This is a genomic window from Streptomyces sp. BHT-5-2, from assembly GCF_019774615.1.
In the GTDB taxonomy this organism is placed as follows: domain Bacteria; phylum Actinomycetota; class Actinomycetes; order Streptomycetales; family Streptomycetaceae; genus Streptomyces.
This window is the reverse complement of the sequence record NZ_CP081496.1, coordinates 5,367,446-5,383,168: the sequence shown is the minus strand read 5'-3', so window position 1 is coordinate 5,383,168 and position 15,723 is coordinate 5,367,446. Positions and strand designations below refer to the sequence as shown.

Below are 15,723 nucleotides of genomic sequence, written 5' to 3'. Positions count from 1 at the left end.
GGCCTCGTCGGAGTCGGATGCGGGGACGAGGGCGGCGAGCAGCTGCCGGGCTTCCTCGGCCTGCTCCACGGAGCGGGGCAGCATGCGCGCGGCGGAGCGCTCCGACCGGGACGGGTGACCGCGGGCCGGGGGCTGTGGGGAGAGGGCGCGGGGAGGGCGAGCCGCTCGCCGCCGGGCCGTCAGGGAATCACACGCCGGCCGGGGACGCCGCGCGGGCCGCGGCCACCAGGGCGTCCATCACCCGGGTGTCGTCGCCGGCCTCGGGGTGCCACTGCACCGCCAGCGCGAAGGCCGTGGCGCCCGGCAGCTCCACCGCCTCGACGGTGCCGTCCTCGGCGTAGGCCGAGGCCACCAGCCCACTGCCGAGCCGGTCCACGGCCTGGTGGTGGTAGGTCGGCACGGCCACCGGCTCCGGCAGCGCCGCGCCCAGCAGCGTGCCGGGCACCGGCTTGATCTCGTGCCGGGCGAAGACCCCGGGCGGGCCGGAGTGTCCGTCCAGGTGTTGGACGAGACTCCCGCCGAGTGCCACGTTCAGCAGTTGCAGTCCCCGGCAGATGCCCAGCAGCGGCACCCCGGCGGTCAACGCCGCCTCGATCAGGGCCAGTTCCCAGGCGTCCCGGTCGAGCGCGGGTGGGCCGGTGCGGGGGTGCGGCTCGGCACCGTAGCGCGCCGGGGCGATGTCGGCGCCCCCGGCGATCACCAGTCCGTCGAGCCGGGCGACGGTCGCCGCGGCGGTCTCCGGGTCGCCGGGCGGCAGCAGCGCGGCCAGCCCGCCCGAGCGCCGCACCAGGCGCGGATAGCCGGCCGGCAGCAGCGCGGCGGGCAGCGTCCACACCCCCCAACGGGCCTCTTCCTGGTAGGTGCTGATGCCGATGAGGGGTGGTTGCGGCTGGGACATCGGGTGGTCCTCCATGCGGTGCGGTGCGGTCCGGTGGTCAGTCGCGGGCGAGTTCGGCCTCGGCGGCGGCCAGCGCCGCGAACTCCTCCTCGGGCGCCGCGGCCACCAGCCGGTGACGGGAGTAGAAGGCGAAGTAGGCCAGGGCGACCCCGTAGACGCCGAGCGCGATGAACGCGGCCTCCTTGTCGACCAGGAACGTCGCCACCAGCGCCGAGCATGCCAGGACGAGGGCGACGGCGGAGGTCAGCATGCCGCCCGGCGTGCGGTACGGGCGGTGCAGACCGGGTTCGCGGCGGCGCAGCACGAGGTGCGAAAGGGCCATCAGCGCATAGGAGATGGTGGCCCCGAAGACCGCGACATTGAGCATCCGGGCGCCGTCGCCGGTCGCCGCGGCGAGCCCGAAGCCCAGCGCGCCGGGGACCAGCAGCCCCAGGTAGGGCGCCTTGCGACGGCTGGTCAGGGAGAGGAAGCGGGGCAGGTAGCCGGCCCGGGAGAGCGCGAACAGCTGCCGGGAGCCGGCGAAGATCAGGGAGAAGAAGGACGCCACCAGCCCGGCCAGCCCGGCGTAGTTGACGATCCGGCCGACCGTGGTCGGTGTGCCGTGCGGCTGGAGCGCCTGCACCAGCGGGTCGCCGACGGACTGGATGGCGGCCGAGCCGCGCGCCCCGGTCGCCGCGACGAAGGTGATCAGCGCGAGCAGCAGCAGGACGCCCATCGCCGCGGCCATCGCGCGGGGCAGCGAGCGGGCCGGGTCCTTGGTCTCCTCGGCGGCCAGCGGGACGCCCTCCACGCCGAGGAAGAACCACATCCCGAACGGGAACGCCGCCCAGATGCCCAGCACCCCGAACGGCAGCCACGAACTCGCCCCGAAGGCCCCGGACTTGACCGGGATGTCGTTGAGCGCGTCCACATGGAAGTCGCTGAGCGCGGCGACCGCGAAGACCAGCAGCGCGGCGACCGCGATCGCGGTGACGACCAGGCTGAACCGCAGTGCCTCGCCCACGCCCCACAGGTGGATGCCTATGAAGAGCGCGAAACAGGCGAGGTAGACGGGCCAGCCGGAGTGCAGCCCGAACAGCCCCAGCGACTCGACGTAGTCGCCGATGAAGATCGAGATCGCGGCCGGCGCCAGTACGTACTCGATCAGGATCGCGGTGCCGGTCAGGAAGCCGCCCCAGGTGCCCAGTGCCCGCCGGGCGAAGCCGTAGCCGCCGCCGGCGGTGGGCAGGATCGAGGCCAGTTCGGCCAGTGCGAAGACCAGGCAGGTGTACATCAGGCCCATCAGGACCGCGGCGATCGCCAGGCCGCCGAAGCCGCCCTGCGCCAGCCCGTTGTTCCAGCCCGAGAAGTCGCCGGAGACGACATAGGCCACCCCGAGGCCGGTCAGCAGCAGTGGGCCGGCGCTGCCCCGGCGCAGCGTCCGGCGCTCCAGATAGGCGTCGCCGTCCGGTGGGCCGTCACCGGGGGACGCGGCGTTCGCTGCGGTCTGCGCATGGGTGCTGTCGGCCATGTGCCGCTCCTGCCTTGCGGGGACAACCGGAGTAAAGGTTTAGCCGCATACCTTTGCCGTCCGGGTGGCTCAGCGCAAGACCCGGGCGCAAAACCCGGGTGTAAAACACTGGTTACGGGAAGGTGCAGAGCGGACGGCCCGGGACGTGCGGGGCGCCGGGCGGCAGGCGGAGTTCGACGACGGGGCCTATGCGACCGGGCCGGCCAGGAAGCCGCGCAGCAGCGCCGCGGTGCCGCAGCAGTGCTCCCGCATCACCTCGCGGGCCCCGTCGGCGTCGCCCTCCAGTACCGCCTCCACCAGCGCGGCGTGCTGGTTCTGCGAGTGCTCCAGGTTGCGCACCAGCAGCGGGATGCAGTCCAGCAGCTCGTTGACGCGGGCCCGGACGGCGGCGTACTGGGCGGCCAGCGACGGCGATCCGGACAGCTCGGCCAGGGTCAGGTGGAGCAGCGTGTCGCGCCGGCGGTAGTCGGCCAGCGGCGCGTCCTGGGTCGCCGCCAGCGCCTCGCGCAGCCGCTCGGCCTGCTCGTCCGACAGCCCGTGTGCGGCGCACAGCCCGGCCGCGCCGACCTCCAGCACCTCGCGGAAGCGGAGGACGTCCTCCACGTCGGTCCGGTCCACCCGGCGGAGCAGCTCCGCCTCGTCGGGGCCCTCGGTGCGGATCCGCACGAAGGTGCCGCCGTAGCGGCCGCGCCGGCTCTCCACCAGACCCTCGTCCTGGAGGACCTTGAGCACCTCGCGCAGGGTGACCCGGCTGATCTGCAGCCGCTCCGCCAACTCCCGCTCGGCGGGCAGCCGTTCGCCCTGCGGCACCAGCCCGAGCCGGACGATCTGGAGTATCTGCTCCAGGGCCTCCTCGAAGCCGTTGCCCGCCCGGACCGGCCGGAGCACCGGCGCCAGTCGGTCGGCCGCACCGTTCATCGGAACCCCTTCCCAATCAATGGTTCGTGTGCATACCTTATGACCTCCGGATGCAGCGACAGGAGGCACCACCGTGGCAGACCGCAGGCCCCCGCTCTCCGTCGAGGAGCTCACCGCCCTCGTCGACAACGGGGAGATCGACACTGTCGTCCTCGCCTTCACCGATATGCAAGGCAGGCTCCAGGGCAAGCGGTTCGCCGCCCGCTACTTCCTCGACACCGTCCTCGAACACGGCACGGAGGGCTGCAACTACCTCCTCGCCGTCGACGTCGACCTCAACACCGTCGACGGCTATGCGATGTCCTCGTGGGAGCGCGGCTACGGCGACTTCGCCATGCACGGCGACCCCGCCACCCTCCGCCGCACCCCCTGGAACCCGGGCACCGCCCTGATCACCGCCGACCTCGCCTGGCACGACGGCTCCCCGGTCGCCGCCTCGCCCCGGCAGATCCTGCGCCGCCAGCTCGACCGGCTGGCCGAGCGTGGCTGGACCGCCCATGCCGGCACCGAGCTGGAGTTCATGCTCTTCAAGGACTCCTACGAGGACGCCTGGTCACGCGGCTACCGCCAGATGACCCCGGCCAACCAGTGGAACGGCGACTACTCCGTCCTCGGCACCGGCCGGGTCGAGCCCGTCCTGCGCCGGATCCGCAACGAGATGGGCGCGGCCGGCATGACCGTCGAGTCCGCCAAGGGCGAGTGCAACCTCGGCCAGCACGAGATCGTGTTCGTCTACGACGAGGCGCTCACCACCTGCGACCAGCACAGCATCTACAAGACCGGCGCCAAGGAGATCGCCGCCCAGGAGGGCATGGCGCTCACCTTCATGGCCAAGTACGACGAGCGCGAGGGCAACTCCTGTCACATCCACCTCTCGCTCCAGGACGAGCAGGGCCGGCCGGTCCTGGCCGACGACAGCGCCCCCTACGGCATGTCGCGGACCATGCGCCACTTCCTCGCCGGCCAGCTCGCCGCGATGCGTGACTTCACGCTGCTCTACGCCCCCAACATCAACTCCTACAAGCGGTTCCGCCCCGGCTCCTTCGCGCCCACCGCCGTCGCCTGGGGCCCGGACAACCGCACCTGCGCCCTGCGGGTCGTCGGCCACGGCCGCTCCCACCGCCTGGAGAACCGCCTGCCCGGCGGCGATGTGAACCCCTATCTCGCGGTCGCCGGCATGGTCGCGGCCGGCCTCTACGGCATAGAGCACGAGCTGGAGCTCCCCGGCGCCACCACCGGCAACGCCTACACGGGGGATGCCGCACACGTCCCCACCACGCTGCGCGAGGCCGCCGAGCTGTGGGAGCGCAGCCCGATCGCCCGCGCCGCCTTCGGCGACGAGGTCGTCGACCACTACCGCCACATGGCCCGCGTCGAACAGGACGCCTACGACGCCGCCGTCACGGACTGGGAGCGGTACCGCTCCTTCGAGCGCATGTGAGGAACGCCCGTGTTGCAAGAGCTGACCATCCTCAACCCGGCGACCGAGGAGGTGGTGGCCACCGTCCCCACCACCTCGCCCGACGAGGTCGACGCGGCGGTCCGCCGGGCCGCGGCCGCCCAGGAGCGCTGGGCCGCGGTGGCCCCCGGCGACCGGGCCCGGCTGCTGCGCCGCTTCGCCGACGTCGTCGACGCGGCGGTCGAGCCGCTCGCCGAACTGGAACTGCGCGAGGCCGGCCACCCGTTGGGCAACGCCCGCTGGGAGGCGGGCAACGTCCGCGACCTGCTGCACTACGCGGCCGGGGGAGTGGAGCGCCTGACCGGCAGCCAGATCCCGGTGCCCGGCGGCCTGAACATCACCGTCCAGGAGCCGCTCGGCGTGGTCGCCGTCATCGCCCCCTGGAACTTCCCGATGCCGATCGCCGCGTGGGGCACCGCCCCCGCCCTGGCGGCCGGCAACGCCGTCCTCCTCAAGCCCGCCGAGACCACCCCGCTCACCGCGCTCCGGCTCGCCGAACTCGCCCTGGAGGCCGGGCTCCCCGAGGGCCTCTTCCAGGTCCTGCCGGGCGAGGGCCCGGTCACCGGCAGCGCACTGGTCGACCACCCCGGCGTCGCCAAGGTCGTCTTCACCGGCTCCACCGCGACCGGCCGCCGGATCGCCGCCCAGTGCGCCGCGCAGACCAAGCGGCTCACCCTCGAACTCGGCGGCAAGAGCCCCAACATCGTCTTCGCCGACGCCGACATCGAGGCCGCCGCGGCCGCCGCACCCGGATCGTTCCTCGACAACACCGGCCAGGACTGCTGCGCCCGCAGCCGCATCCTCGTCCAACGGAGCGTCTACGACCGGTTCCTGGAGCTGCTGGAGCCCGCCGTCAAGGCGTTCACCGCCGGCGACCCGGCCGACCCCGCCACCCGGATGGGCCCGCTGATCTCGGCCGCCCAGCGCGACCGGGTCCGCTCCTACGTCCCCGAGGACGCGCCGGCCGCCATCCGCGGCGAGGCCCCGTCCGGCAAGGGCTTCTGGTACCCGGCCACCGTCCTGGAAGGCCGCCCCGAGGACCGCACCGCCGTCGAGGAGATCTTCGGCCCGGTCGCCGTCGCCATCCCCTTCGACGACGAGGCCGACGCGATCCGGCTCGCCAACGCCACCGAATACGGCCTGGCCGGTTCCCTGTGGACCCGTGACGTGGGCCGGGCCCTGCGCGTCGCGCGGGCCGTCGCGGCCGGCAACCTCTCCGTCAACTCCCACAGCGCGGTGCGCTACTGGACCCCGTTCGGCGGCTTCAAGCAGTCCGGCCTCGGCCGCGAACTGGGCCCGGACGCGCTGGCCGCCTTCACCGAGACCAAGAACATCTTCATCGGCACCGAGCCGGCCGGCTCGTGACCCCGCACCGCAACAACCAGCACCGAGGAGAGCAAGTGACCGACCAGACCGCCGTGTGCCGCCGCCTCGTCGGCCGTACCGCCGTGATCACCGGAGCCGGCAGCGGCATCGGCCTGGCCACCGCCCGCCGACTGGCCTCCGAAGGCGCGAACGTCGTCTGCGCCGACATCGACGAGGCGGCCGGCAAGGCCGCCGCCGAGGAGGTCGGCGGCACCTTCGTCAAGGTCGACGTGACCGACTCCGACCAGGTCGAGGCGCTCTACCGGACCGCCTTCGAGACCTACGGCTCGATCGACGTCACCTTCAACAACGCCGGTATCTCGCCCCCCGACGACGACTCCATCCTCACCACCGGCCTGGACGCCTGGAAGCGCGTCCAGGAGGTCAACCTCACCTCGGTCTACCTCTGCTGCAAGCACGCCCTGCCCTACATGCAGCGCCAGTTCGCGCAGACCGGGCGCGGCGGCTCCATCGTCAACACCGCCTCCTTCGTGGCCGTGATGGGCGCCGCCACCTCGCAGATCAGCTACACGGCTTCCAAGGGCGGCGTGCTGGCGATGTCCCGCGAGCTGGGCGTGCAGTTCGCCCGCGAGGGCATCCGCGTCAACGCGCTCTGCCCGGGCCCCGTCAACACCCCGCTGCTGAAGGAGCTGTTCGCCAAGGACCCCGAGCGCGCCGCGCGCCGCCTGGTGCACGTCCCGGTCGGCCGGTTCGCCGAGCCCGAGGAGATCGCCGCCGCGGTCGCCTTCCTCGCCAGCGACGACTCCTCGTTCGTCAACGCCGCCGAATTCCTCGTCGACGGAGGCATCGCGGGCGCCTACGTCACCCCCCTGTAAGGTCCATGATCAACAGCGGGGCCGGCGCCACCGGGTGCCGGTCCCGCCGTGCTTCCCCCTTGACCACGGAGGACACATGACCGCGCCCCTCAGGCGGCTGCTCGCCCTCGGCCTCGCCGGCACCGCCGCCCTCACCGCCCTCACGGCCACCACGCCGGCCACCGCCGCCGCCCCCGGCAATGCGCCGAGCCGCGCCCGCTGCCCGCAGCTCTCCAAGGACCTGCCCTGGTACGGCGACAACCGCGCCAAGCTCCAGAAGATGATCGACGAACGCGGCACCTGTTCGGGGCACGGCGGCCCCCGCCCGGTCGCCGCCTTCGACTGGGACAACACCGTCGTCAAGAACGACATCTCCGACGCCACGCTGGCCTGGATGCTCCGGCACGACAAGCTGCCCCGGCCCACCAGCTGGCGGGACACCAGCCCCTGGCTCAGCCCCGCCGCCGACCGCGCGCTGACCCGGGCCTGCGGCACCGGCACCCCCGGCCGCCCGCTGCCCACCTCCCACAACACCGCCTGCGCCGACGAGATCATGGAGATCCGCGGCACGGCGAAGACCATGAGCGGCGCCGAGGCGTTCGCCGGCGACTGGAACCACCGCCGCACGGTCCCCGACTACGCCTGGATACCGCAGCTGTTCGCCGGCCTGAAGCCCGCCACCCTCACCGCGTACGCCAAGCGCGCCCGCGCCGAGAACCTCGCCGCGCCCGTCGGCGCCGTGCAGACCGTCGGCACCCACAAGCTGGCCGGCTACGTCCGCTACTACGACCAGCAGAAGGACCTGATCCGCACGCTCAAGCGGGCCGGCTTCGACGTCTACATCGTCTCCGCGTCCTCCGAGACCGTCGCCGAGGCGTGGTCCGGCGGCGTCGGGGTGGACGCCCGGCACACCCTCGGCATCCGCAGCCGCGTCCGCGACGGCCGGCTCACCACCACCATCGCCGGCTGCGGCGACGTCAAGGACGGCCGCGGCGAGGTCATCCCGTACATCGACGGCAAGCGCTGCTGGATCAATCAGGAGATCTTTGGCATCAAGGGCGCCGAGGCGTGGCGGAAGCAGGATCCGGCGCACCGCATCGCCCTCGGCGGCGGCGACGCCAACACCGACGTCACCTTCGTCGGCGACGCCACCGGCGCCCACCTGGCCATCAACCGCAACAAGGACGAGCTGATGTGCCGCGGCTACGACAACGCCGACGGCCGCTGGGTGGTCAACCCGATGTTCATCGACCCGCTGCCCCGGAAGTCCGGTGTCTACCCCTGCGCCACCAAGGGCTACACCCACACCGACGGCACGCTCGGCCCGGTCCGCCGCCCCGACGGCACCGTCGTCGCCGACCAGCGGGACCGGATCCACGGCTGACCCGGGCCTGTCGGACACCGAACGAGGGCCGCACCGCCGCCCCGTGACACCGTCACAGGAAGGTGCGGCCCTCGCCCCGGTACGTGGGCACCGTCGCCACCACCCGGTCGCCCTCGACCAGGTGCAGCTCCGCGAACCGCTCGCACAGCTCACCGGCCTTGGCGTGCCGGAACCACACCTTGTCGCCGACCGCCAGCCCGTCCGCCGCCGACCCCAGCAGCGGCGTCTGCACCTCGCCCGGCCCCTCCTGCGGGTCGTACCGCAGCCCCGCCGGCAGCCACGGCTCCGGCAGCCGGTCCGCACCGGCCACCCCCGACGCCGGATAGCCGCCGCCCAGCACCGTGACGACACCCGGCCCCGGCCGCCGCACCACCGGCTGGGCGAACAGCGCCGCCGGACGCCCGCGGAACGACCGGAAGTTGTCGAACAGCCGCGGGACGTACAGCCCCGAACCGGCCGCGATCTCCGTCACCGCCGCCTCCGCCGCGGTGTGCTGCACGCTCCCCGTCCCGCCGCCGTTGACGAACTCCAGCCGCGGTGCCACCGCCCGTACCGCCCGCACCGCCTCCCAGCGCCGCTGCGCCAGCTCCTTCCGGGCCGCCGCCTGCATCACCCGGATCGCCCGTGAGGACACCGGCTTCCCGGCGACCTCGTCGCCCACCCCCGCCACATGCCCCTCGTAGGCCATCAGCCCCACCAGCCGGAAACCGGGGCGCCCCACCACCGTCCGGGCCAGCGCGGCGAGCGCCTCCGGATCCCGCAGCGGCGACCGCCGCGCCCCGACCCGGACCTTCCCGCCCAGCAGCCGGTACGAGGTGTCCAGCTCCAGGCAGACTTGCACCTCCTCGCCGCGGCCCGGGCCGGCCGCCCGCGCGGCGTCGATCAGATCCAGCTGCGCGGGGTCGTCGACCGTCACCGTCACCGCCGCCGCCGGTGCGGCGTCCCCGGTCAGCTCCGCGAAGCCGTCCCGGTCCGCCGACGGATAGGCCAGCAGCACGTCCGGGAAGCCCGAGCGGGCCAGCCACAGCGACTCGGCGAGCGTGAAGCTCATGATCCCCGCGAAGCCCTCCCGGGCCAGCACCCGCTCCAGCAGCGCCCGGCAGCGCACCGACTTGCTGGCCACCCGGATCGGCTTCCCCTTCGAGCGGCGCACCAGATCGGCGGCGTTGGCGTCGAAGGCCGCCAGATCCACGACGGCCAGCGGCGCGTCGAGATCGGCGGTGGCCCGGTCGTAGGAGGCTTTGTCGGCATACGTGCCGGCGGAGTGCTGCGACATGGCCGCAGCCTGCCAGACGGTGCTACCGCGGGGTAAGGGGACGAACCGCGCCGGAAGCGGCGCCGGGGCGTCCAGGGGTTGGAGCACCGGGCGCGCCAGCCCTTACAGTGGCTCGACACCGCAACCAGCAGGTCAGCGGCGTGATGTCCGGATACGAGCCACCCTGCCCCGATTGCTTGTCGGGTCCGGGGCACACCGTGCGAGGGGGAGCGCTGGTGAGCGCCGACGCCGATTACGCCGATGCTCCGCGCATCCCACCCATACCCCCGCGCCCGCCCCGCCGCCCGCCCGGGCCCCCCGCCGACCTGGACCCGGAGACCACCGTCCTGCGCCCGGTCCCCGCCGACCCCGACGTCCCGCCGCCCGCGTCGCCGGCCGCCCCCTCGGCCACGCCCCCCGCCGCCCGTCGGCCGCTCCCCGCCGAGGGCCCCCGGACACCCCCCGCGAGCCCGGTCACCCCGCCGGCCCCCGCCGCCCCACCGGCCCCGAGCGCCCCGCCCGCGCCCCCGGCCCCGCCGGCCGCCCCGCCCCGCCCGCGCACGGAACCGCCGGCCGCCCCGCCGCCCCCCGCCGGCGCCCCCCGGTCGTTCCGCGACACCGCCGCCTTCCACCTCGCCAACAGCGGGGCCCAGTGGGACGCGCCCCATGACCGCGCCGCCAGCCCCCCGGCCCCGGCCGCTCCCACGCCCCCGGCCGCCCCCGCGACCCGGCCCGCCCCGGGCCGGCCCCCGGCCCCCGGCCGCCCCGCCGCGGCCGGCGCCGCCCCGCGCCGTTCGCCGGCCGACCGCCTGCCGGGCACCCGGGTCGTCGCCGCGGCCGCCTGCCTCGTCCTCGGCATCGGGCTGATGGTCGGCGCGGCCGCCGGCAGCTGGCTCACCGACGCCCCCGCCAAGGCCGTACCGACGCCCGAGGCCGCCTTCGCCAAGGGCCAGGACGCCTGGCGCAACACCCCCGTCGACACCCTCTTCCCCCGCACCGTCCAGGGCCTGGCCGCCGGCCCCGGCGGCGCCGACCGCAGCTGGATCCGGATCGCCGTCGCCCCCGACACCGACTGCGCCGCCGCCTACGAGGGCCCGCTCGCCAAGGAACTCGCCCCGGCCGGCTGCGCCCGTCTGCTGCGCGCCACCTACGTCGACGCCACCCGCACCGACGTCATCACCGTCGGCGCCCAGACCACCAAGGCCGACCGGGCCGGGATGATGAACCTCAACGCCCGCTTCAGCACCAACAACCTCGCCACCCGCAAGACCCTGATGCCGCTGCCGCTGGCCGCCCAGGGCACCCCCGCCGAGGACTTCGGCCCCGCCCAGCGCGCCAGCTGGACGGTGCGGATACTCACCGACATACCCGTCGTGGTCTACGCCGTCTCCGGTTTCGTCGACGGCCGCGAGATCACCGACCCGCAGCCCGCCGACGCCGCCGTCCAGCCCGGCACCGCCACCGCCCCCGCCGAATCCGGCCTCGGCCATGACGCCAAGGGCCTCGCGGACAAGATCAGCGCCACCTTCCGCACGGCGTCCGGCATCCCCACCCAACCCACGGAGGACCCGCAGTGATCAGGACCGCGCTGCGGGCCGCGACCCTCGCCCTGACCTCCGCCGCGCTGGCCGTCCTGCCCGCCCTGCCGGCCCGCGCGGACGCCATCCGCGCCCAGCAGTGGGGGCTGGCGGCCATCCACGCCCAGGAGGCATGGCAGACCACCAAGGGCGCCGGGATCACCGTCGCCGTCCTGGACACCGGAGTGGACGCCGACCACCCCGACCTCAAGGGCCAGGTGCTGCCCGAGAAGGACCTGATCGGCTTCGGCGCCCGCCCCGGCGACGACACCTGGGCCCAGCACGGCACCGGCATGGCCAGCGTCATCGCCGGCCACGGCCACGGCGCCGGCCGCTCCGACGGCATCCTCGGCGTCGCCCCCGAGGCCAGGATCCTGCCGGTCCGGGTGATCCTGGAGGACCACGACCCCGACCGGCGGCGGGCCCGCGACCAGCGGCCGGGCGCCCTCGCCGACGGCATCCGCTGGGCGGCCGACCACGGCGCCGACGTGATCAACATGTCGCTGGGCGACGACAGCGAGACCGCCCACCCCGACCCCCGTGAGGACGCCGCCATCCAGTACGCCCTCGGCAAGGGCATCCCCGTGGTCGCCTCGGCCGGCAACGGCGGCGAGAAGGGCGACCACGTCTCGTACCCCGCCGCCTACCCCGGCGTGATCGCCGCCACCGCCGTCACCCACCTGGACACCCGCGCCTCCTTCTCCACCCGCCACTGGTACGCCACGGTCAGCGCCCCCGGCGACGACATCCTCATGGCCGACCACGGCACCGGCTACGTCTCCGGCCTGGGCACCAGCCCCGCCGCCGCCTTCACCTCCGGCGCCATCGCCCTGATCCGCTCCGCCCACCGCGACCTCGGCCCCGCCCAGATCCGCACCCTGCTCACCAGCACCGCCCAGCACCGGCCCCAGGGCGGCCGCGACGACGACTACGGCGCCGGCCTCATCGACCCCGCCGCCGCCCTCAAGGCCGCCGCACACCTGGCCCCCACCCCCCAGAAGCCGGCCCCCGCCGCCTACCCCCACCGCTACTTCGGCCCCGGCCCGGCCCCCGACCCCGACGACGGCACCCCCGTCAACTGGCTCCCCTGGACCCTCGCCGCCACCGGCCTCACCCTCACCACCACCGCCTACTTCCTCTGGCGAAACCGCCCCACCAACCAGCACTGACCCACTCACCCAAGCCCCCACCCACCGGCTTTCCACCCACTCCCGGCACCGCACCCGACAGCCCCGCGCAGCGGCCCCGCGCCGCAGGCGCAAAAACGGCGGCGAACCCCTACGGCGGGGAGGCCGACGACGTGGGAAGCAAGCCAAGCGCAGCGGATACGCTCGGGCCCGTGCAGAAGAACATCCCGAACCCCGGCTTCGCCGACGACAACGGCTCCGCCGACCCCGCCCTCGCCGCGGCGCTCGCGGCGTACGCGACGGACCCCGGCACCGAACCGGACCTGCTCGCCGCCCTGGCGGACGCCCGCCTGCTCGTCCCGGTCGTCGCGGTCCTCGGCGAGGTCGAGACCGGCCCCGACGGGCTGCGCCGGGAGAAGACCAGCGACATGGCGGTGCCCACCCTCACCGCACCCGACGGCCGCCGCGCCCTCCCCGCCTTCACCTCCATGGACAGCCTGCGGCGCTGGCGGCCGGACGCCCGCCCGGTCGCGGTGCCGCTCCGCCAGGCGCTGCTGGCCGCCGCACACGAGCAGGCCGACACCGTCGTCCTCGACCTGGCCGGCCCGGTCACCTACCAGCTCACCGGCGCCGCCCTGCGCGCCCTCGCGGAGGGCCGGACCACCGCCGACCCGCTCGCCGACCCGGCCGTCACCGAAGCGCTGCGCACCCTCCTCGCGGCCGAGCCCGCGGTCCTGGTCGCCCGGCTGACGCCGTCCGCGGAGACCGACGGCACCCTCGCCCTCGGCCTGGCCGCCGACGCCGTCCCCGCCGAGACCGCCCAGCGTCTGGCCCAGGCCCTCGCCACCGACGAGACCCTGCGCGCCCGCCTCGTCCGCGGCCTCGACCTGGCCCTCCTCCCGCCCGGTGCCGACACCACCGGAGCCCCCCTCTACCAGCGCTGACCCCCGGGGACCCGAGCCCGTGGACTCCTCGTCGCCCGGTCGCCGCCCGCGTCGACGGGCGGCTTCGCCCTCCGGGCCGCACAATGCCAGGAGAGCTCAAGATCCACGCGAGGAGAGCCCATGGAGACCACGGAGACCCGCACGGTCGTGTCCGAGTTCCTCGGCACGCTGCTCCTGGTGTTCTTCGCCGTCGGCGCCGCGGTGCTGGCCGGCGAGTACATCGGCACCTTCGGCATCGCGCTGTCCTTCGGCTTCGTCATGCTGGCGCTTGCCTACGCGCTCGGCCCGATCTCGGGCTGCCACATCAACCCCGCGGTGACGCTCGGCATGCTGGTGGCCCGGCGCATCACGGTCCGCACGGCGGTCGAGTACTGGATCGCCCAGATCCTCGGCGGCATCGTCGGCGCGGCCCTGCTCTTCCTGGTCGCCAAGCAGGTGCCGGGCCTCCAGACCCACGCGGCCTTCGGCACGAACGGCTGGGGCGACCGCTCGGCGGTCCACATCAACCTCGGCGGCGCGTTCGTGGCCGAGATCGTGATGACCTTCCTGTTCGTCTTCGTGGTGCTCAGCGTGACCCACAAAGTGGCCGTGGTGGGCTTCGCCGGCCTGGCGATCGGTCTGGCCCTGGCCACCGTCCACCTCATCGGCATCCCGCTGGACGGCACCTCGGTGAACCCGGCCCGGAGCCTGGGCCCCGCCATCTTCGCGGGCGGCGCGGCCATCACCCAGGTGTGGCTGTTCCTCGTCGCGCCACTGATCGGCGGAGCGCTGGCTGCGGTGGTGCACCAGATCACCCACCCGCCCCAGGAGCCGGTGGTGATCGCCGACCGGGCGGCCCGCGGCGAGCCGAAGACCCCCGACGAGCCGGCCCCCGGCGGCCGCGTCTGAGGAGCACCGGAGCCGGCCCCGTACGCGGACGGGCCCCGGCCGGAACGCATCCGGCCGGGGCCCGTCGTGCTCTGCCGCGACTGCCCGCGCGGCGGTCGTCAGCCGTAGACCGGCCCGGTGAACTTCTCCCCGGGGCCCTGGCCCGGCTCGTCCGGCACCACCGACGCCTCACGGAAGGCGAGCTGCAGCGACTTCAGCCCGTCCCGCAGCGGTGCCGCGTGGTAGGAGCCGATCTCGGTGGCGCTGGCGGTGACCAGCCCGGCCAGCGCGTGGATGAGCTTGCGGGCCTCGTCCAGGTCCTTGTGGTCCGCGCCGTCCTCGGCGAGTCCGAGGTTGACCGCCGCCGAGCTCATCAGGTGCACCGCGACCGTGGTGATCACCTCGACCGCCGGCACCTCCGCGATGTCCCGGGTCATGGTCTCGAAGTCGGGCCGGGCCGCGCCGCCGGTCTCGGGGGCGGCCGGCTGCTGGGGGGTCTGCTCGCTCATGTGCTGGGGCTTCACTTCCTGGTGGCGGTCTCGCCCCCAGCCTATGGCCACCGTCCGGCGGGCCCGCGCCCGGGAGCGCGCCGCCCCGCCGCCGCCCCGCCGCGGGCCCCGGGCCGGTGCGGGCCGACGCGCGGAGTGGGGCCGCCCTCTTGACTCGTGTATCCTGGTGTTCCGACCGGCCGGACACGCATGTGACCGGCCCACAAGTGGAGGCTCCGATCTCCCACCCGACCAATCTCTGATTGGCGGGTCAACGGTCCGGCTGCGCCCCGCGGAGACTTCGCGGCGGTGCTCCTGAGCCACGTGGAGCCCCGCCTGTGTCCCGTCCGGGGCGTTTTTCGTGCGCCGGCGCGGTTGGTCACACCGAACAGACGTTACGCGGCAGTCCGCCAGGCCGTCGCGTGGTGCTACCGAGGAGGATCCATCAGCGCCGAGCCCCGCATCAACGACCGGATTCGCGTCCCCGAGGTGCGACTCGTCGGTCCCAGTGGCGAGCAGGTCGGCATTGTGCCGCTTGCCAAGGCCCTGGAGCTTGCGCAGGAGTACGACCTCGACCTGGTCGAGGTGGCGGCGAACGCCCGCCCGCCGGTCTGCAAGCTCATGGACTACGGAAAGTTCAAGTACGAGTCGGCCATGAAGGCCCGTGAGGCGCGCAAGAACCAGGCGCACACGGTCATCAAGGAGATGAAGCTCCGGCCGAAGATCGACCCGCACGACTACGACACCAAGAAGGGTCACGTCGTCCGGTTCCTCAAGCAGGGTGACAAGGTCAAGATCACGATCATGTTCCGTGGTCGCGAGCAGTCCCGCCCCGAGCTGGGCTTCCGACTGCTCCAGCGGCTCGCGGAGGACGTCCAGGACCTCGGCTTCATCGAGTCGAACCCGAAGCAGGACGGCCGGAACATGATCATGGTCCTCGGTCCGCACAAGAAGAAGACCGAGGCGATGGCCGAGGCCCGCGAGGCGCAGGCCGCCCGCAAGGCGGAGCGCCAGGGTGTGGCTCCCGCGGAGCCCACTGAGGAGCACGCCGAGGCGTGAGCTCTTGGGTGAGCTGCCCCGGATCCAGGCCGGGGCGCCAGCCCCGGAACAACCGAC

The 15,723-nt window shown here is 74.2% G+C and carries 14 protein-coding genes; 9 read left to right on the top strand and 5 right to left on the bottom strand.

Translation table 11 applies throughout. The features are described from left to right. Nucleotides 1–187 precede the first annotated feature (187 nt). The 3 genes from K2224_RS23860 to K2224_RS23850 all read right to left on the bottom strand — a co-directional run bounded on the left by K2224_RS23860 (nucleotide 188) and on the right by K2224_RS23850 (nucleotide 3,326). Complete coding sequence (locus K2224_RS23860) at nucleotides 188–898, bottom strand: gamma-glutamyl-gamma-aminobutyrate hydrolase family protein (protein WP_221908549.1); 711 nt, start codon at nucleotides 896–898, stop codon at nucleotides 188–190. A gap of 37 nt (nucleotides 899–935) precedes the next feature. Then, the gene (eat, locus tag K2224_RS23855; RefSeq protein WP_221908548.1) at nucleotides 936–2,408 is read right to left on the bottom strand and encodes an ethanolamine permease; all 1,473 of its coding nucleotides are present in this window, start codon (nucleotides 2,406–2,408) and stop codon (nucleotides 936–938) included. Between the two features lie 186 nt (nucleotides 2,409–2,594). Then, the gene (locus tag K2224_RS23850; protein WP_221908547.1) at nucleotides 2,595–3,326 is read right to left on the bottom strand and encodes a FadR/GntR family transcriptional regulator; all 732 of its coding nucleotides are present in this window, start codon (nucleotides 3,324–3,326) and stop codon (nucleotides 2,595–2,597) included. Nucleotides 3,327–3,399: 73 nt separating this feature from the next. Between K2224_RS23850 and K2224_RS23845 the strand changes: the two genes are divergently transcribed. The 4 genes from K2224_RS23845 to K2224_RS23830 all read left to right on the top strand — a co-directional run bounded on the left by K2224_RS23845 (nucleotide 3,400) and on the right by K2224_RS23830 (nucleotide 8,349). After that, nucleotides 3,400–4,767 (top strand): glutamine synthetase family protein, encoded by a 1,368-nt coding sequence (locus K2224_RS23845; protein ID WP_221908546.1) that lies wholly within the window; start codon nucleotides 3,400–3,402, stop codon nucleotides 4,765–4,767. Nucleotides 4,768–4,776: 9 nt separating this feature from the next. Continuing rightward, entirely contained in the window at nucleotides 4,777–6,150 is a 1,374-nt protein-coding gene (locus K2224_RS23840; RefSeq protein ID WP_221908545.1) for an aldehyde dehydrogenase, read from the top strand. A gap of 35 nt (nucleotides 6,151–6,185) precedes the next feature. After that, nucleotides 6,186–6,986: a 3-oxoacyl-ACP reductase gene (locus tag K2224_RS23835; protein ID WP_221908544.1), complete on the top strand. Its 801-nt coding sequence runs from the start codon at nucleotides 6,186–6,188 to the stop codon at nucleotides 6,984–6,986. A gap of 76 nt (nucleotides 6,987–7,062) precedes the next feature. Then, nucleotides 7,063–8,349: a haloacid dehalogenase-like hydrolase gene (locus K2224_RS23830; RefSeq protein WP_221908543.1), complete on the top strand. Its 1,287-nt coding sequence runs from the start codon at nucleotides 7,063–7,065 to the stop codon at nucleotides 8,347–8,349. 52 nt (nucleotides 8,350–8,401) lie between these two features. On the opposite strand, the gene K2224_RS23825 is transcribed toward K2224_RS23830, so the two are convergent. After that, nucleotides 8,402–9,625 (bottom strand): amino acid deaminase/aldolase, encoded by a 1,224-nt coding sequence (locus K2224_RS23825; protein ID WP_221908542.1) that lies wholly within the window; start codon nucleotides 9,623–9,625, stop codon nucleotides 8,402–8,404. A gap of 215 nt (nucleotides 9,626–9,840) precedes the next feature. Between K2224_RS23825 and K2224_RS23820 the strand changes: the two genes are divergently transcribed. From K2224_RS23820 to K2224_RS23805, 4 genes are all read left to right on the top strand, one after another. Further along, nucleotides 9,841–11,181, top strand: a complete 1,341-nt coding sequence (locus K2224_RS23820) for a hypothetical protein (protein ID WP_221908541.1) — start codon at nucleotides 9,841–9,843, stop codon at nucleotides 11,179–11,181. Next, the gene (gene mycP / locus K2224_RS23815) at nucleotides 11,178–12,350 is read left to right on the top strand and encodes a type VII secretion-associated serine protease mycosin (RefSeq protein ID WP_221908540.1); all 1,173 of its coding nucleotides are present in this window, start codon (nucleotides 11,178–11,180) and stop codon (nucleotides 12,348–12,350) included. The genes K2224_RS23820 and mycP overlap by 4 nt, the downstream gene beginning before the upstream one ends. 170 nt (nucleotides 12,351–12,520) lie before the next feature. Further along, entirely contained in the window at nucleotides 12,521–13,252 is a 732-nt protein-coding gene (locus tag K2224_RS23810; RefSeq protein ID WP_221908539.1) for an SseB family protein, read from the top strand. A 120-nt stretch (nucleotides 13,253–13,372) separates the two neighbouring features. After that, nucleotides 13,373–14,140 (top strand): MIP family channel protein, encoded by a 768-nt coding sequence (locus K2224_RS23805; RefSeq protein ID WP_221908538.1) that lies wholly within the window; start codon nucleotides 13,373–13,375, stop codon nucleotides 14,138–14,140. A gap of 98 nt (nucleotides 14,141–14,238) precedes the next feature. On the opposite strand, the gene K2224_RS23800 is transcribed toward K2224_RS23805, so the two are convergent. Then, nucleotides 14,239–14,628, bottom strand: coding sequence for a DUF1844 domain-containing protein (locus tag K2224_RS23800; protein WP_018540167.1), 390 nt, complete (start codon nucleotides 14,626–14,628; stop codon nucleotides 14,239–14,241). 354 nt (nucleotides 14,629–14,982) lie between these two features. Between K2224_RS23800 and infC the strand changes: the two genes are divergently transcribed. Then, on the top strand, nucleotides 14,983–15,666 hold the full coding sequence (gene infC / locus K2224_RS23795; protein WP_221908537.1) for a translation initiation factor IF-3: 684 nt from the start codon (nucleotides 14,983–14,985) through the stop codon (nucleotides 15,664–15,666). Nucleotides 15,667–15,723: the final 57 nt, after the last annotated feature.